This is a genomic window from Ottowia sp., from assembly GCF_035325765.1.
Taxonomy (GTDB): Bacteria; Pseudomonadota; Gammaproteobacteria; order Burkholderiales; family Burkholderiaceae_C; genus Ottowia.
The window spans coordinates 14,918-36,317 of sequence record NZ_DAOKZG010000012.1 but is presented as its reverse complement, the minus strand read 5'-3'; the positions used below and the strand labels follow the sequence as shown (position 1 = coordinate 36,317).

Sequence of the window (21,400 nt, the reverse complement as noted above, 5' to 3'; positions counted from 1 at the left end):
CCGCCGTGCTGAGCGCCAACGTCGTTCTCGTCGTGGCCTTGCTCTACGTGGCGCTGCTGTTCGTGGTCGCCTTCGTCGGCGACGTCCATGCGCGCCGCGGCGACGTGCGCTGGCTGCACTCGCCGGTGATCTACACGCTGTCGATCTCGCTTTACTGCACCTCCTGGACCTACTACGGCGCGGTCGGCTCGGCGGTGCGTGATGGCATGGGCTTCGTCACCATCTACCTGGGCCCGACCCTGGTCTTCGCCGGCTGGTGGCTGCTGCTGCGCAAGATGGTGCGCATCGGCCAGGTGCACCGCATCACCTCGATTGCCGACATGATCTCCTCGCGCTACGGCAAGAGCGGCAGCCTGGCAGCCTTGATCACGGTGATTGCGGTGATCGCCATCACGCCCTACATCGCGCTGCAGCTGAAGGCGGTGACGACCAGCTTCCAGGTCGTCAGCAACCAGGGCATCGACGCCCTGTCCGGCGTCCCCAGCGCCGAGCCGGACCTGCGCATCGCCTTCTGGGTGGCGGCCGGCATGGCCTTTTTCACCATCCTGTTCGGCACCCGCAACGTCGATGCCAACGAGCGTCACCATGGCGTGGTGGCCGCGATCGCGCTGGAGGCTGTGGTCAAGCTGGTGGCGCTGGTGGTGGTCGGGCTGCTGGTGGTGTTCGGCCTGGGCGGCGGCCTGGACGAACTGCTCACGCAGTCGCCCACGGCCTACCTGCGCGACCCGTCGGTGTTCGATTCCACCTGGGTGACGCAGACCTTTCTGGCCGCCACGGCCGTGATCTGCCTGCCGCGCCAGTTCCAGATGACGGTGGTCGAGTGCTCGGGCGAGCACCAGCTGCGCACCGCGTCCTGGATGTTCCCGCTCTACATGCTGCTGGTGTGCGTGTTCGCGCTGCCGATCGCCCTCAAGGGCCTGGTGCACCTGCCGGTGGGATCGAACCCCGACATGTTCGTGCTGACGCTGCCGATGTGGGCGGGCCAGGACGCGATCACGCTGCTCGCCTTCATCGGCGGCTTTTCCTCGGCCACGGCGATGGTGATCGTCTCGGCGATCGCGCTGTCGACCATGGTGTCCAACCACATCCTCATGCCGATCGCACTGCGCCTGCCCTGGGTTCGGCTGGATGCGGCCGGCGACCTGCGCCGCTTCCTGCTGCGCAGCCGCCGGCTCTCGATCATGGGGATCCTGCTGCTGGGCTTCCTGGACTTCCGCTTTTCGGCGCAGTCGGCCGGGCTGGCCTCCATCGGCCTGATCTCGTTCGTCGGCGTGGCGCAGTTCCTGCCGCCGCTGATTGCCGGCCTCTACTGGCGCCAGGCCAGCGTGCATGGCGCCATCGCCGGCGTGCTGTGCGGCTTCCTGGTCTGGCTCTACACCCTGTTCCTGCCCAGCTTCGGCGACAGCGTGATGATCCACGACCTGTTCGAGCACGGACCCTGGGGCTGGAGTCTGCTGCGTCCGGGCGCCCTGTTCGGGCTGGAGGGCCTGAGCCCGCTGGTGCACTCCACCTTCTGGAGCCTGTCGGTCAACGTGCTGCTGCTGGTGCTGGTGTCGCTGGCGGTGGGCCAGAACCCGCTCGAGCGCCTGCAGGGCACGCTGTTCATCGACATCTTCCGCACGCGCGCCATCGACAGCGCGCGCTTCGTGAACCGTTCGGCCACGCGCGGCGACCTGGTGGTGCTGGCCGAGCGCATCCTGGGGCCGGAGCAGGCGCATGCGGTGTTTCGCGAGGCCGAGCGGCGCCACGGCCTGAAGGACGACCAGGTCCTGGTGAGCAACGAGTTCATCTCCGAACTGGAGCGCAAGCTGGCCGGCAGCGTGGGCGCGGCTTCCGCGCGCGCCATGATCTCGCAGGTGGTGATCGGCGAGACCATCAGCCTCTACGAGCTGATGCGGATCGCCGACGAGACCCAGCGCGTGCGCGACTACAGCCTGCGGCTGGAGCAGAAGTCGCGCGAGCTGGCCGCCGCCAACGATCGTCTGACCCTGCTCGACAGCCAGAAGGACGAGTTCCTGAGCCAGGTCAGCCACGAGGTGCGCACGCCGGTGACCTCGATCCGTTCCCTGTCCGAGGCCCTGCTCGAGACCGAGGACATCGACCCCGCGCAGGCGCAGCACTTCCTGCGCATCATCAACGACGAAAGCATTCGCATGACGCGCCTGCTGGACGGCATCCTGGACATGAGCGCGCTGGAGGCCGAAGAGCAGCCCTGGGACCTGCAGCCGGTCGATCCCGAGGCCGTGCTCGACAACGCCATCCGGGCCTGCGAGGGGCTGGCCTACGACAGCCGCTCGCTGCTGCTGGGCGGGCCGCGGGTCGGTTGCGGCCAGGTGCAGGTGGCCGCTGATCCGGATCGCCTGAGCCAGGTCTGCATCAACCTGATCTCCAATGCCATCAAGTACAACGTTGGTGAGGATCCGTACGTGCGCGTCTCCAGCAGCGTGGCGGGCGGCCAGTACCAGGTGGTGGTGGAGGACAACGGCCCGGGCATCCGCGGTGACGAGCGCGAGCGCATCTTCCTGAAGTTCTCGCGCGGCTGGGCGCACACGCGTTCGGGCACCAAGGGCACCGGCCTGGGGCTGGCGATCTCGAGCCAGATCATGCGTCGCCTGGGTGGTTCACTGGAGCTGCTGCCCGACACCGGCTGCGGGGCGATCTTCCGCATCCGCATGGCACTGGCCCCGGGCGTCGCGCCGGACTGAGCCGGGGCGCCTTGAACAGCCGGACGCGAAGGGCGCTAAGGGATCGTGAAGGACGCGAAAGAACAGAAAAAATGGGTTCTTCTTCGTCCGCTGCGAAGCCACTGCGCCTGGTCGTCGGGGTTTCGACGTCGGCGCATGAAACAGCCTTGCATGAAAGGCTCGGAAACCGCGCGGGGAACGCAAAGGAACGATCGGGACGATTCTTTCGCGCCTTTCGCGTAGTCTTTGCGTCCTTCGCGTCCTTCGCGCCCGGTTCCCCGCCCGGCCGTTCGACGACCCGCTCAGCCTGCGTCCAGCTGGCGCAGCAGCGCCATCGCCTGGTCGACGCGGTCGACGGCGTGGATGGTGAGGCCCTCGAGTGCGCGCTCGGGCTTGCGCGGCGCGTTGGCCTTGGGGATCACGGCCACCGAGAAGCCGAGCTTGGCGGCTTCGCGCAGGCGCTCCTGGCCGCGTGGCGCCGGCCGGATCTCGCCGGCCAGGCCGACCTCGCCGAAAGCGATGAAGCCCTTGGGCAGCGGCTTGCCGCGCAAGGACGAGGTGATTGCCAGCAGCACCGCCAGGTCGGCCGCCGGCTCGCTGATGCGCACGCCGCCGACGGCATTGACGAACACGTCCTGGTCGCTGGTGGCGACGCCGCCGTGGCGGTGCAGCACTGCCAGCAGCATGGCCAGGCGGTCGCGCTCGAGCCCGACCGAGAGGCGCCGCGGGCTGGGTCCGCCGCCGTCGACCAGTGCCTGGATCTCGACCAGCAGCGGGCGCGTGCCTTCCAGCGTGACCAGGACGCAGGAGCCGGGCACCGGCTCGGCGTGCTGGCTCAGGAAGATCGCGCTCGGGTTGCTCACGCCTTTCAGGCCATGCTCGGTCATGGCGAACACGCCGATCTCGTTGACGGCGCCGAAGCGGTTCTTGATGGCGCGGACGAGGCGGAAGGCCGAATGCGTGTCGCCCTCGAAGTACAGCACGGTGTCGACCATGTGCTCGAGCACGCGCGGACCGGCCAGCTGCCCGTCCTTGGTCACGTGGCCGACCAGCACGATGGCGCTGCCGGCGGCCTTGGCCCAGCGCGTCAGGTGCGCCGCGCACTCGCGCACCTGCGCCACGCTGCCGGGCGCGCTGCTGAGCTGGTCGCTGTAGACGGTCTGGATCGAGTCGATCACCGCCACCGCCGGCGGCTGCGCGGCCAGGGTGGCGATGATTTTCTCGAGCTGGATCTCGGCCATCACCGGCACCTGGGAGCCGGTCAGCCCCAGGCGCCTCGCCCGCAGCGCCACCTGCGGCCCGCTTTCCTCGCCCGTCACGTACAGCGTGGGCAGGCCGGCGCGTTGCAACGCGTCGAGGGCCTGCAGCAGCAGCGTCGACTTGCCGATGCCCGGATCGCCGCCGATCAGTACCACGCCGCCGGCGACGATGCCGCCGCCCAGCACGCGATCGAGCTCGGGCTGGCCGGTCGGGCTGCGCGCCACCTCGACCGCCTCGATCGCCGCCAGCGGCTGCACCGGCGCGGCCGGCGCCAGCGCCGCGAAGGCGCTGCCCAGCCGGTTGCGCCCGCCGGCCGGCGCCTCGGCCACGGACTCGACCAGCGTGTTCCAGGCCCCGCAGGCCGGGCACTTGCCCAGCCAGCGCGGGCTCTCGCCACCGCACTGGCTGCAGATGAAGACGGTCTTGGAAGTCGCCATGACCCGATTGTGCGGGCTTTGCCGCGGCGCCCTGCGCCCGTCCGCCGCGCCTGCGCAGCGGGTAACATACACGCCCCCGTTTCCATTGCGCGCGGCGGTGGGCTGGCGCGCCGAGGCGGCCGGATGCCGGCATCCTCGGGTGGCCGGTGATCCTGCCGGGCGGGTGGCCGAGGCCAAGGGTCTTGCAAGGAAGAGGAGCTGTCGTGTTCGGACTGCTGTCGATCGGAATTCTCGTTGTGCTGAGCTTCGTGCTGCCGTTTACGCTGTTTCGCGGCGTCGATGCGTGGTGGGGGAGCTTCCTGTTCTGGAGCGCGGCCACGGCCGTGGTGATCGCGATCAGCGCCGTCCTCAGCGGCCGCTGGAAGGACTGAACCCATGACCGCGAACTGGATCTGGGCCGGCGTCGCCATCTACGCCGTGTTCGCCTTCATCACCGCCTGGCTGTCGCGCCACGATGCGCAGGGCACGATGGTGGGCTACTTCCTGGGTGACCGCCAGATGGGCGGCTTTGCGTCGGCGCTGAGCTACAGCGCCACCACCTACAGCGCCTTCATGCTGATCGGCCTGGCCGGCCTGACCTACCGGGGCGGTGTCGGCGCGCTCGGCTTCGAGCTGATCTATCTGTGCGGCGTCTCGATGGTGCTGGTGTTCGGGCCGCGCTTCTGGCTGGTGGGCAAGAAGTTCGGCTACGTCACGCCGTCCGAGATGCTCGGGCACCGCTACGCGCACCGCGGCGTGGCGGTGGCGGCGGCCCTGTGCAGCCTGGTGTTCCTGATTCCGTACGCGGCGGTGCAGCTGGCCGGCGTCGGCTACCTGATGTCGGGCATGTCGGACGGCGCCATCGGCTTCACCACCGGCGCCGTGCTGGCCACCGTGCTGGCGATCGTGTTCAGCCTGGTCTCGGGCCTGCGCTCGGTGGCCTGGACCGATTCGCTGCAGGCCATCGTGATGCTGATCACCGCCACCCTGGCCGTGGTGCTGGTGGTGCATGGCCTCGGCGGGCTGGGTGGCATGTTCGCGTCGCTGCAGCAGGATCATCCGGGCTTCCTGAGCGTCCCAGGGCCCGGCTTCTTCAGCTTCAACACCTTTCTCGGGCTGACGCTGCCGTGGTTCTTCTTCTGCCTTTCGAACCCGCAGGTCAGCCAACGCCTCTACACGCCCAGGTCCATGGCCAGCATGCGCCAGATGCTGATGGGCTTCATGGTGTTTGGTTTCATCTACACACTGGTCGCGGTGCTGTGGGGCTTTGCCGCGGTGATCAAGTTTCCCGGCCTCGCCACCGGCGACCTGGCGACGCCGCGCCTGCTGTCCTCGGAACTGGTGCCGCCGGTGGTCGGCGTGGCGGTGATGGTCGGCATCATGGCCGCCGCGGTCTCGACCATCGACTCCATCATGCTGACGCTGTCGTCGATCTTCACGCGCGACGTCTACGCCGTGGCCAAGCCGGGCACCGGCGACCGCGAGCAGCTGCTGGTGGGCAAGATCGTGCTGCCGGTGGTGGCCGTGCTGGCCTACCTGTTCGCCCAGCTCAAGCTGAACCTGATCGCCGTGCTGTCGGTGGCGGCCTCGGCCGGCCTGCTGGTGGTGGTGCCGGCGATCATCGGCGCCTTCTTCTGGCGCCGCGGCACGGCCGCCGGCGCGCTCGCGTCGATCATCGGCGGTGGCCTGCTGGTGTTCTGGCTGCAGCTCACGGGCACGCGCCTGCTGGGCCAGGGTGCCGGCGTCTGGGGCCTGGCGGTGTCGGTGCTGCTGTTCGTGGGCGTCAGCCTGGCGACGCGCGCGCCGGCCGAGCGCGCGCGCGAGTTCATGGACCATGTGCGCGAGGGCCTGGCCCGCCATCGCGCGATCTGAGCGCCGCATCGCCAGCGTGCCATGAGCACGGCGGGATCGTGATGCCCGTCCAGCCCGGCGCTCCCGTCGGGGTGTTCGACAGCGGCATCGGCGGCCTGAGCGTGCTGCGCGCGCTGCAGGCGGAGCTGCCGCACGAGCGCTTCGTCTACCTGGCCGACACCGCCCATGCGCCTTACGGCGAGCGCGGCGATGCCTTCGTGGCGGCGCGCACGCACGCGATCGCGGACCACCTTCAGGCCGTGCACGGTATCAAGGCCCTGGTCGTGGCCTGCAACACGGCGACGGCGGCGGCGATCCACGAGCTGCGCGCGCGCCATCCGGCACTGCCGGTGGTCGGCGTGGAGCCGGCGCTGAAGCCCGCGGTCACGGCCACGCGCACCGGGCGCATCGGCGTCATGGCGACGCGCGGCACCCTGGCCAGCGCCAAGTTCGGCCGCCTGCTGGCGTCGCTGCAGGGGCAGGCCGAGTTCCTCATCCAGCCGTGCCCGGGGCTGGCGCTGGCGATCGAGGGGCTGGTCGCGTCCGACGTCGATGCCGCGGCGCAGGCGGCGCGGGTCGAGGCGCTGTGCGCCGACGCGGTGGCGGCGCTCGGCTCCTTCGGCGACGCGCCTGGCCAGATCGACACGCTGGTGCTGGGCTGCACGCACTACGTGTTTGCCGAGCCGGTGCTGCGGCGCCTGGTGGGACCGGCGGTGCAGCTGGTCGAAACCGGCGCCCCGGTGGCGCGCCAGGCCCGGCGCCTGCTGGCACAGGCCGGGCTGCTGGCAGCCGATGGCGCGCCGCCGGCACTGGCGCTGCTGGCCACGGGCGATCCGCGCCAGCTGCAGGCGGCGGCCGCGCGCTGGCTGGCGGCGCCGGCCGGGACCGCCCAGGCGGTCGAGGTGCCGCTGCCCTGAGCGGGAATGAAACCGGCGCGGCGCGCATCCAATGGACAGCAGCAACAGTGGTGTAGTGTTTCGCGCTCCCAGGTACTTATAACGAGCCGCCAAGGGGCCATCTGCCTTGTTGCGCGGCCTTGACATGGGGCCACCATGCCTGCGGCCACGCGCCGCCCAGCTGGCCCCTTGGCGACTCGCCCTGCGGGAAGCCAGAAAAAGGCTCGCGGCGGCGTTGCGATTCTTGCCAAGGCCGCCAGCATTGGCTGCGAACCGCGCCTTGCCGCAAACCTTTTTCTGGCTTTTATAAGTGCCTGGGAGCGCGAAACACTACACTAGAAACCGACATGGCCACCTACAGCACCCGTCTCGTGTCGCGTGAGGAAGTCGCCCGCGGCACGCTCGCCTTTCACCTGGAAAAGCCCGCAGGCTTCGAGTTCCGGCCCGGCCAGGCCATGGACGTCATCCTGCCCGGTGCCGCCGACAGCGGCTCGGCCGATGCGCGCCACACCTTCTCCATCGTCAGCGCGCCGCACGAGCCCGAGCTGGTGTTTGCCACGCGCATGCGCGAGGGCAGCGTCTTCAAGCGGGCGCTCGGCGCGCTTGCGGACGGCGCGCCGCTGCAGCTCGACGGCCCGTTCGGCTCGCTCGTCCTGCACCGGAAGCCGACGCGCGCCGGCGTGCTGATCGCCGGCGGCATCGGGGTCACGCCGTTCATGAGCATGCTGCGCCACGCCGTCCACGTGGGGAGCGAGCAGGATCTGGTACTGCTCTACTCGAACCGCCGGCCCGAGGACACGGCGTTCCTGGCCGAGCTGCAGGCGCTGGCGCGCAGCAACCCCAGGTTCCGGCTGCTGGTCACCATGACCGACATGGCGCATTCCAGCCAGGCCTGGGACGGCGCCACCGGCCTGATCGATGCGGACTTCATCCGGCGCGCGGCCGAGGGCCTGGCGGAGCCGATCTACTACGTTTCCGGCCCGCCCGCCATGGTCGAGGCCATGCGCGACACGCTCGAGGACGCCGGCGTGGACGAGGACGACGTGCGCAGCGAGGAATTCTTCGGCTACTGACCGGACGCGGGCCGAGCCGCGCGGGAACGCGGGCGCAGCGCGGCGCATCCAATCAGCGGAGGACCCTCATGCCCAATACCCAAGCCCAGCCCATCGTTTCCGCGCAGACGCCGGAGGCCGAGCTGGTCGCCCTGGCCGCCCAGGGCGACGCGCGCGCCTTCGAGTGCATCATGCGCCGCCACAACCAGCTGCTGTTCCGCACCGCGCGCAGCATCCTGAAAAGCGACAGCGAAGCCGAGGACGCGCTGCAGGACGCCTACCTGCGCGCCTGGCGCGCACTGGACAGCTTTCGCGCCGACGCCAGGCTCTCGACCTGGCTGGTGCGCATCGTCGCCAACGAAGCCCTGGGGCGGCTGCGTCGCAAGTCGGCCCAGATCATTCCACTGGATGCTGCCATGACCTCGCCCGAACCCGACCTGCAAGCCGCACTCACCGAGGACCCCGACCACGGGCCGGAGCGTTTTGCCATGCGCGCCGAGCTGCGCAAGCTGCTGGAGGCCGGCATCGACGAGCTGCCCGAGGCGTTCCGCACCGTGTTCATGCTGCGCGCCGTGGAGGAGATGGAAACCAGCGAGATCGCCGAGGCCCTGGGCATCCCGGAGGCCACCGTGCGCACGCGCTTCTTCCGCGCCCGCAGCCTGCTGCGCGAAGGCCTGGCGAGCCGCATCGACGTCACCCTGTCCGATGCCTTCGCCTTCGACGGCGCGCGCTGCGACCGCATCGTCGCCGGCGTGCTGGCGCGCCGCCAGGCCGAGGACGCGGCGGGGACGAGCTGAGCGTCCCGTCTTCATTCCACCCGCCGGGCGCAAGCGCGATGCTTGCGCCTTTTTTTGCGCGGGCCTGGCGGCAGCGTGCCGGCCGGCGGTTCCGGTGCGGGCGTGAAGGAGTTCACGCATCCGGTCGCAGTAGGGCAAATCGGGAATACGGCGCGCATGGACGCCATCCAATGGGCAGGAGCAGGGCAGGGCGGCCAGCCGGCCGACCCGGCACTCGTTTCCTGTCACACCAACCCCAGCCCTGGAGAAGACCATGAACCCGATGTCCGCAACCCGCCCCTTCGTCCCGAGCCGCGCCTGGAGCGGCAAGGCCCGCCTGCTGCTGTCGGCCGCCGCCCTGGCCGCCGCCACGCTGGTCCTGCCAGCGCCGGCCGGCGCCCACACGCCGCACGCCGATGGCGCCCACGCCATGGCGGTGGCAGCCGCGGGCGAGCGCACCGCCGCCATGAGCGAGCTCTATTCCGGCATGCAGACGCTGTGGGCCCAGCACATGGAGTGGACCTACGCCGCCGTCACGGCCTTCATCTCGAACCCGCAGGCCTTCGAGGCCACGGCCGCGCGCCTGATGCGCAACCAGGTCGACATCGGCGATGCCATCAAGCCCTTCTATGGCGAGCAAGCCGGCAATGCCCTGACGAAGCTGCTGCAGGAGCACATCGGCGCGGCGGTCGAGGTGGTGAAGTTCGCCCAGGCCGGCAACGACCAGCCGGCGCTGGACCGTTCGATTGCAGCGGCCTACGCCAATGCGCAGGAGATCGCCGACTTCCTGGCCGGCGCCAATCCGCACTGGAAGCAGGAGGACGTGCGCGCCATGATGAAGGGCCACATCGACACCACGCTGGTCTATGCGACCGCCGTGCTCGAGGGCCGCTATGCCGACGGGATCGCCGAATACGGCAAGGCCGAGTCGCACATGCTGCAGATGGCCGATGCGCTGAGCGCCGGCCTGATCGCCGCCTTTCCGGATCGCTTCGCGGGCTGATCGTCCGCCACGCCCGGCCGGCCCGCGCGGCCGGCCGCCATCCCCTTTCCTTCCCGATCCGGAGCCGGCCCATGACCCCATCCTTCACCACGCTCGTTGCCCAGGACGCCGACGTCACCACGCGCATGAGCGCTTCCGATCGCATCCGCTACCGCCTGATCGAGGCCGGCCAGCGCTACCACGCCAACGACAACATCGCCGCCTTCGTGCGCGAGGGCGAGCTGCAGGAACTGCGCGCCGAGGTCGAGGCGCGCCTGCAGGACGTGCTGCACGCCCTGGTGATCGACACCGACAGTGACCACAACACGCGCGAGACCGCGCGGCGCGTGGCCAGGATGTTCGTCAGCGAGGTCTTCCGGGGCCGCTACGAGGCGGCGCCGTCGGCGACCGCGTTCCCCAACGTGTCGCACCTGAACGAGCTCATGGTCGTGGGCCCGATCAAGGTGCGCAGCGCCTGCTCGCACCACCTGTGCCCGATCCTGGGCAAGGTCTGGATCGGCATCCTGCCCAACGCCGGCTCCGACCTCATCGGCCTGTCCAAGTACGCGCGCCTGGCCGACTGGATCATGAGCCGGCCGCAGATCCAGGAAGAGGCCATCGTCATGCTGGCCGACGAGCTTGAGCGCCGCGTGCGCCCGGACGGACTGGCCGTCGTGATCGAGGCCGACCACTTCTGCATGCACTGGCGCGGCGTCAAGGACGACGGCGCGCAGATGAAGAACTCGGTCATGCGCGGCGCCTTCCTGGCCGACGCGGCGCTGCGGCGCGAGTTTCTGGGCCTGCTGCGGTAGGCGTGGCGCGCGTTTGGCTCTAAACTGGCCGCAGGAAAATCGTGCGAGCCCGTGGAGAAGAAGACAGCCTGGGTCCTGAGTGGCGGCGGCAGCCTGGGTGCCGTCCAGGTCGGCATGCTGCAGGCGCTGGCGCGCGCCGGCATGGTGCCCGACCTGGTGATCGGTGCCTCGGTGGGCGCGCTCAACGGTGCCTTCTATGCCGCCAGTCCAAGCCGCGAGGGCGTGGACCGGCTGGCCGAGGTCTGGTCCGGCCTGATGCGGCGCGACGTGTTCCCCCTCACGCTCTGGGCCGGCCTGAAGGCGCTGCTGCTGCATCGCGACCACTTCGTCGAGGCGACACGGCTGCACGCGCTGATCCGGCGTGCATTGGCGATCGAGCGCGTGGAGCAGGCGCGCATCCCGCTGCACATCGTGGCCACGAACGCACTCAGCGGCGCCGAAGTGGTGCTCGCCAGCGGCGCCGTCGACACCGCGCTGCTGGCCAGCACGGCGATCCCGGTGGTGTTTCCGCACGTGCGGCTGGATGGGCGCTACCTGGTCGATGGCGGCGTCAGCAGCAACACGCCGATCGCCACCGCCGTGCGGCTGGGCGCGCAGCGCATCATCGTGCTGCCCACCGGCACCACCTGCGCCGCCACCGAGCCGCCCAGCGACATGGCGGCGCTGGCGCTGCACATGCTGAGCCTGCTGTCGATGCGCCAGCTCGACCGCGACGTGCAGATCTACGCGAACCAGGCGCGCATCAGCATCGTGCCGCCGCTGTGTCCGCTGTCGGTGTCGGTGTTCGACTTCACCCAGACGGCCGGCCTGATCGAGCGCTCGGCGCGCCAGACCGACGAATGGCTCGCCGGCGGCGGCTTGGAGCACACCGGGCCGCTGCACGTGCCGCTGGCGCACCACCATCGGCCGCGCGTGCCGGCCGGGGCGGCCGTGGGTTGAGGCCGCCGGCGCGCCGGCTCAGTCGAAGCCCTGCGCCAGCGCGCGCGTGATCTCGGCCGCCGGCGCGCTGCGGCAGCCGCTGGCGTTCTGCCCGCACCACCAGTGCGTGAAGTCGTGGCGGCTCTGCTGCTCGGCCGCGGTGCGCAGCGGCACCAGGGCCGCGCCGGCGAGGGGAAAGGCCGGCGCGACGTCGCTGATCGGGCCGAGCTCGCGCATCAGCCGGTTCGGGATGCCGCGCGCCGGGCGCCCGCTGATCAGGTTGGTGATCACGGTGTGGCGCGCCGCCTCGCTTTGCAGCGCGGCGCGGTGTGCCGGCTGGGTCAGTGCCTCGTCGGCGCACAGATAGGCCGTGCCGACCTGCACGCCGCTCGCGCCCAGCGCCAGCGCGGCGCGCACGCCGGCCGCGTTGGCGATGCCGCCCGCGGCGATCACCGGCAGGCGCACGGTCGCCACCACCTGGGGCAGCAGGGCGAGGCTGCCCATCTGCTCGCTCAGGTCATCGCTCAGGAAGTGGCCGCGGTGGCCGCCGGCCTCCAGCCCCTGGGCGATGATGGCGTCGGCGCCGTGCGCCTCGAGCCACAGCGCCTCGCGCACCGTGGTCGCGCTGGACAGCACGAAGGCGCCCCAGGACTTGACGCGCGCCAGCAGCTCGGGCGCCGGCAGACCGTAGTGAAAGCTGACCACGGGCGGCCGGAACTCGGCCATTACCTCGGCCGCTTCGGGGCTGAACGGCACGCGTCCGCCGCCGGGCGTGATCGTCGCGAGGTCCAGGCCCAGTTCGTCGTAATAGGGTTTCAGCGCCGCGCGCCAGGCGGCTTCGCGTGCGGCATCGGGCGTCGGCGGCGTGTGGCAGAACCAGTTGACGTTGTAGGGCAGGCCGCTCGTGGCCAGCCGCTCCAGGTGCGTGCGTAGGGCCTCGGGCGCCAGCAGTGCGCAGGGCAGCGCGCCCAGGCCGCCGGCACCGCTCACGGCCAGTGCCAGCGCACTGTCCTGCGCGCCGGCCATCGGTGCCTGCAACAGGGACCAGCGCAACTCCAGGCGGTCGGTCAGGGGAAACGAGGGCATAACGAGATTGTGCGGCCATTGCAACCGGAACAGAAAATTAATATATTAAATAAATGTCCCATGCGAGTCCGTTCGTGCATCGCAACCTGCCGTTGCTGCTGCTGCAGGCGCGCGAGGCGCTGATGCGCCGGCATCGTCCGGCGCTGCGCGAGCGCGGCCTGTCGGATCCGCAGTGGCGCGTGCTGCGCGTGCTGCGCGAGCATGCGGAGGGTCTCGAGACGGGGCGGCTGGCGGAGCTCTCCTGCACCCTGGGTCCCAGCCTGACGGGCATGCTCGGGCGCATGGAGCAGGGTGGTCTGGTGACACGCCAGCGCAGTCCCGACGATGCGCGCTGCACCCTGGTGCGCCCGACCGCGGCGGCCTTGGCGCTGGCCGACGACCTCTGCGGCAGCATCGAGGCGCAGTACCGCGACCTGGCCAGCCGCCTGGGTGAAGCCTCGCTGCAGCGGCTTTACGCGCAGCTGGACGCGGTGGTCGCCCTGTCCGCCGGCGCAGACGCCGAACCCGCCGCGTGCGACCTGGAGACGAGCGCGTGATCGGTCAGACCTGGCTGCCACACGGCACGGTCTATGGCGTGCTGCTCAACTTCCGCCGCGAGTGGACGCTGTGGGCGCCGAAGATGAGCGAACCTCCCTATCAGGCGCCGCCGCAGGCGCCGGTGCTGTACGTCAAGACGCGCAACACCTTCAGCGCCGCCGGCGCGGCAGCGCCCGTGCCGGGCCCGGTGCAGCTCGGCGCCACGCTGGGCCTGATCGTGGGCGCGGGCCATCGGGGGCCACTGCCGGGCGTGGCCGGCTGCGTGCTGCTGGACGACCTGAGCCTGCCGCACGATAGCTACTATCGCCCGGCGATCCGCCAGCGCAACCGCGACGGCTTCCTGGTCTGTGGCCAGCCGGTGGCGCCCCTCACGCCGGCGCAGCTCGCAGCGTTGCAGATCGCGGTGCGGCTGAACGGCGCGCTGGTGCAGCGCGTCGACCTGTGTGCGCTGATGCGCGACGCGGCGACGCTGCTGGCCGACGTCAGCGCTTTCATGACGCTGCAGCCCGGCGACGTTCTGATGCTGGGCACCGACTGCCTGGCCGACGGCGGGCGCCCGCTGGCGTGCGCGGGCGACCGGATCGAGATCAGCGCGCCCGGCTTCGCGCCGCTTTGCCATGCGCTGATCGAGGAGCCTGCGTGAAGCACGCCCGCATCGCCTGGGCCGGCGCCGTGCACGACGCCGTCGAGTCCGATGGTCGGCTCGAGCTGTTGACGCCCGCCTTCCGCGGCCGCCGCCTGTCGGCGGACGAGGTGGTCTGGCTGCCGCCGCTGGCGCCCACGCCGCGCGCCCGCACCGTGCTGGCGCTCGGCCTGAACTACGCCGACCACGCGCGGGAACTCGCCTTCAGGCCGCCGGCGGAACCGCTCGCCTTCGCAAAGGGCGCTGCCTCGCTGATCGGTCATCGTGCCTTCACCGTGCGCCCCGATGGCGTGCAGAACATGCACTACGAATGCGAACTGGCGGTGGTGATCGGCCGTGAGGCCAGGAAGGTCAGGAAGGGCGACGCCCATGACTTCGTCGCCGGCTACACGGTCGCGAACGACTTCGCCATCCGCGACCACCTCGAGAACTGGTACCGTCCCAACCTGCGCGTGAAGAACCGGGACACCTGCACGCCCATCGGCCCCTGGCGAGTCGATGCCGCCGACCTGCCCGACCCGATGAACCTGCGCCTGACCACCACCGTGGATGGTCGGCTGACGCAGCACGGCACGACTGCCGGCATGGTGTTCGACGTGCCGACCCTGATCGAGTACTTCAGCAGCTTCATGACGCTGCATCCCGGCGACCTGATCCTCACCGGCACGCCCGAGGGCGTGGTGGACTGTCCGGTGGGTTCGGTCGTGGTGTGCGAGATCGAGGGCATCGGCGCGCTGCAGACCACCATGGTGGGGGCGGCGGCGTGAAACAGCCAACAGCCGAATTTCCATACGCAGAGGACGCAAGAGTCACGCAGAGGACGCAGCAGAAGCCCATTTCAGTTTTCTGAATCTCTTGCGTCCTCTGCGTACGGATGTCCATCGTTCCGATCACCCTGGGTTGGAATCACCATGAAAATTGACCACCTCATCAACGGCAAATCGGTGCCCGGCACCGGCTACTTCGAGACCATCAATCCCGCCACGCAGGAAGTGCTGGCCGAAGTGGCCAGCGGCGGCGCGGCCGAAGTGCATGCAGCCGTCGTGGCCGCCAAGGCGGCTTTCCCGGCCTGGGCCGGCCTGCCCGCCACCGAGCGCGCCCGCAAGCTGCGCGCCCTGGGCGACCTGATCGCCAGGCATGTGCCCGACCTGGCGCGCACCGAAACCGACGATACCGGCCAGGTGATTGCGCAGACCGGCAAGGGCCTGGTGCCGCGCGCGGCCGACAACTTCCATTACTTCGCCGAGATGTGCACGCGCGTGGATGGCCACACCTACCCCACGCCGACGCACCTGAACTACACGCTCTACCACCCGGTGGGCGTATGCGCGCTCGTCAGCCCCTGGAACGTGCCCTTCATGACCGCCACCTGGAAGGTCGCGCCCTGCCTGGCCTTCGGCAACACCGCGGTGCTGAAGATGAGCGAGCTCTCGCCCCTCAGCGCCGCGCGCCTGGGCGAACTGGCGCTGGAGGCGGGCATCCCCGCCGGCGTGCTCAACCTGGTGCACGGCTTCGGCCAGGAGGCCGGTGCGCCACTGTGTGTCCACCCCGACGTGCGCGCCATCAGTTTCACCGGGTCGACTGCCACCGGCAACCACATCGTGCGCAGCGCCGGCCTGAAGAAGTACAGCATGGAACTGGGCGGCAAGAGCCCGTTCATCATCTTCGACGACGCCGACCTGGAGCGCGCGCTCGATGCCGCCGTGTTCATGATCTTTTCCAACAACGGCGAGCGCTGCACGGCCGGCAGCCGCATCCTGGTGCAACGGGGCATTTACGCCGACTTCGCCACCCGATTCGCCGAGCGCGCCAGGAACATCGCCGTCGGCGATCCGCAGCAGGATGCGACCATCGTGGGCCCGATGATCAGCAGGAACCACCTGGCCAAGGTGCGCAGCTACATCGAGCTCGGACCCAGGGAGGGCGCGACCCTGCTGTGCGGCGGTCTGGATCGTCCGTCCTATGCGCCCGAGCTGCCCGCACGGGTCAAGCAGGGCAACTACGTCTGGCCCACGGTGTTCGCCGACGTCGACAACCGCATGAAGATCGCGCAGGAAGAGATCTTCGGCCCCGTGGCCTGCCTGATCCCGTTCAAGGACGAGGCCGATGCCATTGCCAAGGCCAACGACATCGAGTATGGCCTGTCGAGCTACGTCTGGAGCGAGAACATCGGCCGCGCGCACCGCGTGGCCGCCGCCATCGAGGCCGGCATGTGCTTCGTCAACAGCCAGAACGTGCGCGACCTGCGCCAGCCCTTTGGCGGTACCAAGGCGTCGGGCACGGGGCGCGAAGGCGGCACCTGGAGCTACGAGGTGTTCCTGGAGCCCAAGAACGTCGCGGTGTCCATGGGCTCGCACCCCATCCCGCGCTGGGGCGCATGACGAAAGAACCGATATGACAGACAACATCAGAAATCCGTATGTCAATCGAGGGCCCCGCATGCTGACTTTGCGCTTGTCGAAGGACCTCGAGGCCGAGTTTCTCCACTGTTGCGAGCGCCGCGGACTGACCAAGACCGAGGCGGCGCAGACCGGCCTGCGCAAGCTGCTGGTGGCTGAAAAGGCGCCGTTGCCCATGCCGGGGACGATCCGCTGGCCAAGTGGATCGGTGGGGTCAAAGGTGGCCCCGGCACCGACGAGCTCATGCGCTTGACCCGCGGCGACGACTGGAACCGACCGTGACCCCGGTGGACACCAATGTCATCATCGATGTGCTCAGGGCCGGTCCGGCGTGGCTGCCCTGCTCGTCCCGGCAATTGATGCTGGCGCGCGGCGCAGGCCCGTTGGGCATCAACCCTGTCGTGCGCGCCGAGCCGAACGTTCACGAGGAAGCGGCGCACACGGTTGATGCCATGCCGGATGACGTGGGTTTTGCGGTGCTGGGATCGAACCGTGAATCCGCGCGCCTGGCGGCTGCGGCTTTTCGCCAGGACCGGCAACGCGGTGGCGCCCGGTCCGGGCTGCTACCCGATTTTTTCATCGGCGCGCAAGTCCTGGCGCCAAGCTGGCGGTTGCTCACGCGCGATGCCGCGCGCTACCGCACCTGTTTCCCCGAACTTGAACTGATTTTCCCCTGAGTGGCTGAAGGAGACTCACCATGGGCCAACTCGCCCTCGCCGCCAAGATCACTCACGTGCCCAGCATGGTCCTGAGCGAGCTGCCGGGCGCTCGCCACGGGACGCGCCAGGACGCCATCGACGGCCATCGCGAGATCGGCCGGCGCTGCCGCGAACTGGGGGTGGACACGCTGGTTGTGTTCGACACCCACTGGCTGGTCAACGCCGCCTACCACCTCAACTGCGCGCCGCGCTGGCAGGGCAGCTACACCAGCAACGAGCTGCCGCACTTCATCAGCAACATGACCTATGGGTTCAATGGCAACCCCGAACTCGGGCGGCTGCTGGCCCGGGTCTGCAACGAGCAGGGTGTCGAGACGCTGGCACACGACGCCACCTCGCTGCAGCCCGAGTACGGCACCCTGGTGCCGATGCGCTACATGAACGAGGACGAGCATTTCAAGGTCGTCTCGGTGTCGGCGCTGTGCACCAGTCATTATCTTCATGACTCCGCGCGCCTGGGCTGGGCCATGCGCGCTGCAGTGGAGCAGCACTACGACGGCAGGGTCGCCTTCCTGGCCAGCGGCTCGCTTTCGCATCGCTTTGCGCAAAACGGCCTGGCGCCCGAATTCGCCTTCAGGATCTGGAGCCCGTTCCTGGAGCGCCTGGACCACGAGGTGATCCGGATGTGGCAGGGCGGGGAATGGCGCGATTTTTGTGCCATGCTGCCCGAGTACGCCACCAAGGGGCACGGTGAAGGCATGATGCACGATACGGCCATGCTGCTGGGCGCTCTGGGCTGGTCGGCCTACGATGGCCAGGCGGAGGTCGTGACGCCGTACTTCGCAGCCTCGGGCACCGGGCAGATCAACGCCGTGTTTCCGGTGACCAGGCAGGACGGCAGCGCGGTGCCGCCGCCCGAGGCCTCGCGCGCGACCAGCCATCGGGCTTTTTCGCGTATCTGAAACAGCCGGACATCCGTACGCAGAGGACGCAGGGATTTCGCAGAGGACGCAAAAGATTCAAGAAATGCGAATGGGATTTTTCTGCGTTCTCCGCGCAACTTTTGCGTCCTCTGCGTATGGAAGTTCTTGAGCGATTGATCGATTCACTGACATGCCTCATCTCGTCATCCTGTACTCCGGCAACCTCGATGCCATCGTCGACATGCCCCGACTGTGCCGCGAAGCCGCCGACGCCATGCTGGCGGTGCGCGACGAAGCGGGCGCCCAGGTGTTCCCGACCGGCGGCACGCGCGTGCTGGCGTATCCGGCGCCGCACCACGCGCTGGCCGATGGCGGCGCGGCGGGGCGCGCCGCCGGCGCCGGCAAGACCGGCATCAGCGGCAGCGACCCGGGCGAATACGCCTTCATGTACGCCAACCTGCGCATGGCGCGCGGGCGCAGCGCGGCGACCCAGCAGGCCGCGGGCGAGGCGATCACGCAGGCGCTGCGCGCGCGCCTCGATCCGCTGATGGCCACGCGCCACATCGGCCTGACGGTGCAGGTGGACGAGGGGCCCGAGGTCTACGACGCCAGGCACAGCACCCTGCACCCCCTGTTCAGGAAGCCCTGATCGTGCTGGCGGACGGGCAGATCCGGCTGCTGGCCGCGGAGCTGCACGCCAGCCAGCAGTCGCGCGTGCCGGTCGAGCAGTTCTCCCGGCGCTTCCCGGGCATGACGATCGAGGACGGCTACCGCGTCAGCCGCGCCTGGGTGGCGCTGCAGCAGGCCGAGGGCCGGCAGGTGATCGGCCACAAGATCGGGCTCACGTCCCGCGCCATGCAGATCTCCAGCCAGATCGACGAGCCCGACTACGGCACGCTGCTGGACAGCATGCTCTACACCTGCGTGCCGGGGCGGGTGCTCGCGATCCCGATCGATCGCTTCATCGCGCCGCGCGTCGAGGTCGAACTGGCCTTCGTCCTGAAGTCCGCGCTCGAAGGGCCGGGCATCGACGTCGAGCAGGTGCTGGCCGCGACCGACCACGTCACTCCCGCCATCGAGATCATCGACGCGCGCATCGAACAGTTCGACCGCCACACGCGGGCCATGCGCAAGGTCTTCGACACCATCGCCGACAATGCCGCCAACGCCGGCGTCGTCATCGGTGCCGGCCGTGCCGATGCGCGCGCCATCGACCGCCCCTGGGTCGGCGCCATCCTGCGCCAGAATGGCGTGGTCGAGGAAACGGGCCTGGCCGCCGGGGTGCAGGGCGACCCGGCCGTCGGTGTCGCCTGGCTCGCCAACAAGCTCGCGCCCTGGGGCGAGTCGCTGCGCGCCGGCCAGATCGTGCTGGCCGGCTCGTTCACGCGGCCCGTCGCCGCCCGGCAGGGCGACGTGTTCGAGGCCGACTACGGGCCCCTCGGCAAGCTGCAATTCCAATTCACCTGAGCGCCATGCGAACCCCGACCAATCCCTTCAAGCAGGCGCTGCTGGACAAGCGCCGCCAGATCGGCTTCTGGCTGAACCTCCCCAACACCACCGTGGCCGAGATCGCTGCCGGCGCCGGCTTCGACTGGCTGCTGATCGACGGCGAGCACACCGACCACAGCCTGCAGACCATCCTGCACCAGTTGCAGACCATCGCCGCCTACCCGCAGACCCATGCCATCGCGCGCCTGCCCATGGCCCACGGCCATGTCGGCGAGATGCTGATCAAGCAATACCTCGACCTGGGCGTGCAGACCCTGCTGCTGCCGATGGTCGACACGCCTGAGCAGGCGGCGGCGATCGTGCGCGCCGCGCGCTATCCGGGCGCGGGCGGCGCCGGCGGCATTCGCGGGATGGCCGGGGGGCGCGCGGCGCGCTGGGGCCGCTGGCCGCAGTACGCGCACGAGGCCAACGATCGCCTATGCATCCTGGTGCAGGCCGAAACGCGCGCCGCCCTGGACAACCTGGAGGCGATCGCGGCGGTGGACGGCGTGGACGGCATCTTCATCGGCCCGGCCGACCTGTCGGCTTCCATGGGCCACCGCGGCAACCCGGCCCATCCCGAGATGCAGGCCATCATGGAAGACGCCACCCGCCGCATCGTGCGCGCCGGCAAGGCGGCCGGCAACCTGTCGCCCGATGCGGCGACGGCGCAGCGCTACCTGGACTGGGGTGCGACCTTCGTGGCCGTAGGGCTGGACACCAACGTGCTGGCGCGCGAGACGGGTGCGCTGGCCAGCCGCTTCAAGTCCTGAATCGCACCGCGGCTGCGGGAATTCCAGGCGCCGGGCTGGATCAGGAACACATGAAGCCCCTATTTTCCCCCTCGCTGCGGCTCGACCGGATGCAGTCCTCGCCCCTGTGGACGGGCGCGGGCTTCCGCAACCGCCATCCCATCCTGAAGGGCCTGCGCGACGCTTCGGCGTCCTTCCCGAGCTTGCGTGACGTGTTGCTGCCCAAGGGCGAGCGCCTGCCGCCGGGGCCGCTGCCGTCCTGCTCGCCGTTGGACGACTGGCTGCGTCCGGCCAGCAGCGGGCTGCGCGCGACCTGGCTGGGCCATTCGACGGTGCTGATCGAGATCGACGGCCGGCGCGTGCTGACGGACCCGGTCTGGGGCCTGCGCGCCTCGCCCATGCGCTGGGCCGGGCCGCGGCGCTTCCAGCCGGTGCCGGTGGCGCTGGACAAGCTGCCGCCGCTGGACGCGGTGCTGATCTCGCACGATCACTACGACCACCTCGACGCCTTCACCATCCGGCGCCTCGCGCGCCTGCAGCCCGAGGTGCCGTTCGTCACCGCGCTGGGTGTCGGTGCGCGGCTCGAGGCCTGGGGCGTGCCGAGCGGGCGCGTGTTCGAACTGGACTGGTGGCAAGGCTGGCAACTGCCGCGCGGCGAACTGGCCGTGCACGCGGCGCCGTCACAGCATTTTTCGGGGCGTGGACTCCAGGATCGCAATCACACGCTGTGGTCGTCGCTGGTGATCGAGTCGCCGCGTCACCGCGTGTTCTTCAGCGGCGACACCGGCCTGACGACCGAATACGGGGCGATCCGCGCGCGCTTCGGCGCCTTCGACCTGGTGCTGCTCGAGGTTGGCGCCTTCCACCCGGCCTGGGGCGACATGCACCTGGGGCCGCGGCACGCGCTGGAAGCGCTCGAGCTGCTCGGCGGCGGCGCCTTCCTGCCGGTGCACTGGGGCACGTTTGCCCTGGCCTTGCACGACTGGGACCAGCCGGTCGAGACGCTGCTGACGCTGCCGCTGCCGGAACGCGCGCAACTGCTGCTGCCGCGCCTGGGCCAGGCGGTGGAGCCGGCGCACGGCTCCGCGCCCGAGCCCTGGTGGCGTGCGGCGGGGCGATCCGCCCCGGAAATTCCGGCCGTGGCCGGGCCCGGGCCGGCTCCGCATCCAGCCACCGCGCAGGCGCCCGCCGCGTCCTGGCCGCTGGACTGAGGAAGACCATCATCGCGCCGGCACCGGCGGGGCTGGTTAAGCTTGCGGTGACATC

Annotated in this window: 22 protein-coding genes; 20 read left to right on the top strand and 2 right to left on the bottom strand. The window is 70.0% G+C overall.

The genetic code is table 11. The annotated features are described in order from the left end of the window. The first annotated feature begins 5 nt into the window (after positions 1–5). On the top strand, positions 6–2,705 hold the full coding sequence (locus tag PKA16_RS06335) for an ATP-binding protein (protein WP_324401516.1): 2,700 nt from the start codon (positions 6–8) through the stop codon (positions 2,703–2,705). 281 nt (positions 2,706–2,986) lie between these two features. Here the strand turns inward: PKA16_RS06335 and radA are convergent, their stop codons facing one another. After that, on the bottom strand, positions 2,987–4,381 hold the full coding sequence (gene radA / locus PKA16_RS06330; RefSeq protein ID WP_324401514.1) for a DNA repair protein RadA: 1,395 nt from the start codon (positions 4,379–4,381) through the stop codon (positions 2,987–2,989). Positions 4,382–4,584: 203 nt separating this feature from the next. Here radA and PKA16_RS06325 point away from each other — a divergent pair, with 203 nt between their 5' ends. The 8 genes from PKA16_RS06325 (at position 4,585) to PKA16_RS06290 (ending at position 11,668) form a co-directional block, all read left to right on the top strand. Then, the gene (locus PKA16_RS06325) at positions 4,585–4,752 is read left to right on the top strand and encodes a hypothetical protein (protein WP_324401513.1); all 168 of its coding nucleotides are present in this window, start codon (positions 4,585–4,587) and stop codon (positions 4,750–4,752) included. A gap of 4 nt (positions 4,753–4,756) precedes the next feature. Beyond that, positions 4,757–6,232: a sodium:solute symporter family protein gene (locus tag PKA16_RS06320; RefSeq protein ID WP_324401511.1), complete on the top strand. Its 1,476-nt coding sequence runs from the start codon at positions 4,757–4,759 to the stop codon at positions 6,230–6,232. Positions 6,233–6,273: 41 nt separating this feature from the next. Next, complete coding sequence (murI, locus tag PKA16_RS06315; protein ID WP_324401509.1) at positions 6,274–7,128, top strand: glutamate racemase; 855 nt, start codon at positions 6,274–6,276, stop codon at positions 7,126–7,128. 326 nt (positions 7,129–7,454) lie between these two features. Further along, entirely contained in the window at positions 7,455–8,180 is a 726-nt protein-coding gene (locus PKA16_RS06310) for an FAD-dependent oxidoreductase (protein ID WP_324401507.1), read from the top strand. Between the two features lie 68 nt (positions 8,181–8,248). Next, positions 8,249–8,956 (top strand): RNA polymerase sigma factor, encoded by a 708-nt coding sequence (locus PKA16_RS06305; RefSeq protein ID WP_324401505.1) that lies wholly within the window; start codon positions 8,249–8,251, stop codon positions 8,954–8,956. 253 nt (positions 8,957–9,209) lie between these two features. Continuing rightward, positions 9,210–9,938, top strand: a complete 729-nt coding sequence (locus tag PKA16_RS06300; RefSeq protein ID WP_324401503.1) for a hypothetical protein — start codon at positions 9,210–9,212, stop codon at positions 9,936–9,938. A gap of 125 nt (positions 9,939–10,063) precedes the next feature. Then, a complete protein-coding gene (locus PKA16_RS06295) occupies positions 10,064–10,729 on the top strand; it encodes a GTP cyclohydrolase I (RefSeq protein ID WP_324401572.1) in 666 nt (221 codons plus the stop codon). Positions 10,730–10,780: 51 nt separating this feature from the next. Next, on the top strand, positions 10,781–11,668 hold the full coding sequence (locus PKA16_RS06290; RefSeq protein WP_324401501.1) for a patatin-like phospholipase family protein: 888 nt from the start codon (positions 10,781–10,783) through the stop codon (positions 11,666–11,668). 18 nt (positions 11,669–11,686) lie between these two features. On the opposite strand, the gene PKA16_RS06285 is transcribed toward PKA16_RS06290, so the two are convergent. Then, positions 11,687–12,733: a nitronate monooxygenase gene (locus PKA16_RS06285; RefSeq protein WP_324401499.1), complete on the bottom strand. Its 1,047-nt coding sequence runs from the start codon at positions 12,731–12,733 to the stop codon at positions 11,687–11,689. Positions 12,734–12,786: 53 nt separating this feature from the next. On the opposite strand from PKA16_RS06285, the gene PKA16_RS06280 reads away from it, so the two are divergent. The 11 genes from PKA16_RS06280 (at position 12,787) to PKA16_RS06230 (ending at position 21,345) form a co-directional block, all read left to right on the top strand. Next, a complete protein-coding gene (locus tag PKA16_RS06280; protein WP_324401496.1) occupies positions 12,787–13,269 on the top strand; it encodes a MarR family transcriptional regulator in 483 nt (160 codons plus the stop codon). Next, positions 13,266–13,913, top strand: coding sequence for a fumarylacetoacetate hydrolase family protein (locus tag PKA16_RS06275; RefSeq protein WP_324401494.1), 648 nt, complete (start codon positions 13,266–13,268; stop codon positions 13,911–13,913). The genes PKA16_RS06280 and PKA16_RS06275 overlap by 4 nt, the downstream gene beginning before the upstream one ends. After that, positions 13,910–14,680, top strand: a complete 771-nt coding sequence (locus tag PKA16_RS06270) for a fumarylacetoacetate hydrolase family protein (RefSeq protein ID WP_324401492.1) — start codon at positions 13,910–13,912, stop codon at positions 14,678–14,680. The genes PKA16_RS06275 and PKA16_RS06270 overlap by 4 nt, the downstream gene beginning before the upstream one ends. A gap of 144 nt (positions 14,681–14,824) precedes the next feature. Continuing rightward, positions 14,825–16,294 carry a 5-carboxymethyl-2-hydroxymuconate semialdehyde dehydrogenase gene (hpaE, locus tag PKA16_RS06265; RefSeq protein WP_324401490.1) on the top strand — a complete coding sequence of 490 codons (1,470 nt, stop codon included), beginning with the start codon at positions 14,825–14,827 and terminating at the stop codon, positions 16,292–16,294. 58 nt (positions 16,295–16,352) lie between these two features. Continuing rightward, positions 16,353–16,565 (top strand): hypothetical protein, encoded by a 213-nt coding sequence (locus PKA16_RS06260; RefSeq protein WP_324401488.1) that lies wholly within the window; start codon positions 16,353–16,355, stop codon positions 16,563–16,565. A 25-nt stretch (positions 16,566–16,590) separates the two neighbouring features. After that, positions 16,591–16,989: a type II toxin-antitoxin system VapC family toxin gene (locus PKA16_RS06255; RefSeq protein ID WP_324401486.1), complete on the top strand. Its 399-nt coding sequence runs from the start codon at positions 16,591–16,593 to the stop codon at positions 16,987–16,989. 20 nt (positions 16,990–17,009) lie between these two features. Next, positions 17,010–17,933: a 3,4-dihydroxyphenylacetate 2,3-dioxygenase gene (gene hpaD, locus PKA16_RS06250; RefSeq protein WP_324401484.1), complete on the top strand. Its 924-nt coding sequence runs from the start codon at positions 17,010–17,012 to the stop codon at positions 17,931–17,933. 151 nt (positions 17,934–18,084) lie between these two features. After that, positions 18,085–18,543, top strand: coding sequence for a 5-carboxymethyl-2-hydroxymuconate isomerase (locus PKA16_RS06245; RefSeq protein WP_324401482.1), 459 nt, complete (start codon positions 18,085–18,087; stop codon positions 18,541–18,543). 2 nt (positions 18,544–18,545) lie between these two features. After that, positions 18,546–19,361, top strand: a complete 816-nt coding sequence (gene hpaH / locus PKA16_RS06240) for a 2-oxo-hept-4-ene-1,7-dioate hydratase (RefSeq protein WP_324401480.1) — start codon at positions 18,546–18,548, stop codon at positions 19,359–19,361. Positions 19,362–19,366: 5 nt separating this feature from the next. After that, complete coding sequence (locus PKA16_RS06235; protein WP_324401478.1) at positions 19,367–20,155, top strand: aldolase/citrate lyase family protein; 789 nt, start codon at positions 19,367–19,369, stop codon at positions 20,153–20,155. 50 nt (positions 20,156–20,205) lie between these two features. Then, positions 20,206–21,345, top strand: coding sequence for an MBL fold metallo-hydrolase (locus PKA16_RS06230; RefSeq protein WP_324401476.1), 1,140 nt, complete (start codon positions 20,206–20,208; stop codon positions 21,343–21,345). Positions 21,346–21,400 lie beyond the last annotated feature (55 nt).

Coding starts and splice junctions, on each gene's coding strand:
- PKA16_RS06230 (WP_324401476.1), top strand. CDS start 20,206: ATGAAGCCCCTATTTTCCCCCTCGCTGCGGCTCGACCGGATGCAGTCC.
- PKA16_RS06285 (WP_324401499.1), bottom strand. CDS start 12,733: ATGCCCTCGTTTCCCCTGACCGACCGCCTGGAGTTGCGCTGGTCCCTG.
- PKA16_RS06280 (WP_324401496.1), top strand. CDS start 12,787: ATGTCCCATGCGAGTCCGTTCGTGCATCGCAACCTGCCGTTGCTGCTG.
- murI (WP_324401509.1), top strand. CDS start 6,274: ATGCCCGTCCAGCCCGGCGCTCCCGTCGGGGTGTTCGACAGCGGCATC.
- PKA16_RS06295 (WP_324401572.1), top strand. CDS start 10,064: ATGAGCGCTTCCGATCGCATCCGCTACCGCCTGATCGAGGCCGGCCAG.
- PKA16_RS06305 (WP_324401505.1), top strand. CDS start 8,249: ATGCCCAATACCCAAGCCCAGCCCATCGTTTCCGCGCAGACGCCGGAG.
- PKA16_RS06300 (WP_324401503.1), top strand. CDS start 9,210: ATGAACCCGATGTCCGCAACCCGCCCCTTCGTCCCGAGCCGCGCCTGG.
- radA (WP_324401514.1), bottom strand. CDS start 4,381: ATGGCGACTTCCAAGACCGTCTTCATCTGCAGCCAGTGCGGTGGCGAG.
- PKA16_RS06235 (WP_324401478.1), top strand. CDS start 19,367: ATGCGAACCCCGACCAATCCCTTCAAGCAGGCGCTGCTGGACAAGCGC.
- hpaE (WP_324401490.1), top strand. CDS start 14,825: ATGAAAATTGACCACCTCATCAACGGCAAATCGGTGCCCGGCACCGGC.
- PKA16_RS06260 (WP_324401488.1), top strand. CDS start 16,353: ATGCTGACTTTGCGCTTGTCGAAGGACCTCGAGGCCGAGTTTCTCCAC.
- PKA16_RS06310 (WP_324401507.1), top strand. CDS start 7,455: ATGGCCACCTACAGCACCCGTCTCGTGTCGCGTGAGGAAGTCGCCCGC.
- PKA16_RS06245 (WP_324401482.1), top strand. CDS start 18,085: ATGCCTCATCTCGTCATCCTGTACTCCGGCAACCTCGATGCCATCGTC.
- PKA16_RS06320 (WP_324401511.1), top strand. CDS start 4,757: ATGACCGCGAACTGGATCTGGGCCGGCGTCGCCATCTACGCCGTGTTC.
- hpaD (WP_324401484.1), top strand. CDS start 17,010: ATGGGCCAACTCGCCCTCGCCGCCAAGATCACTCACGTGCCCAGCATG.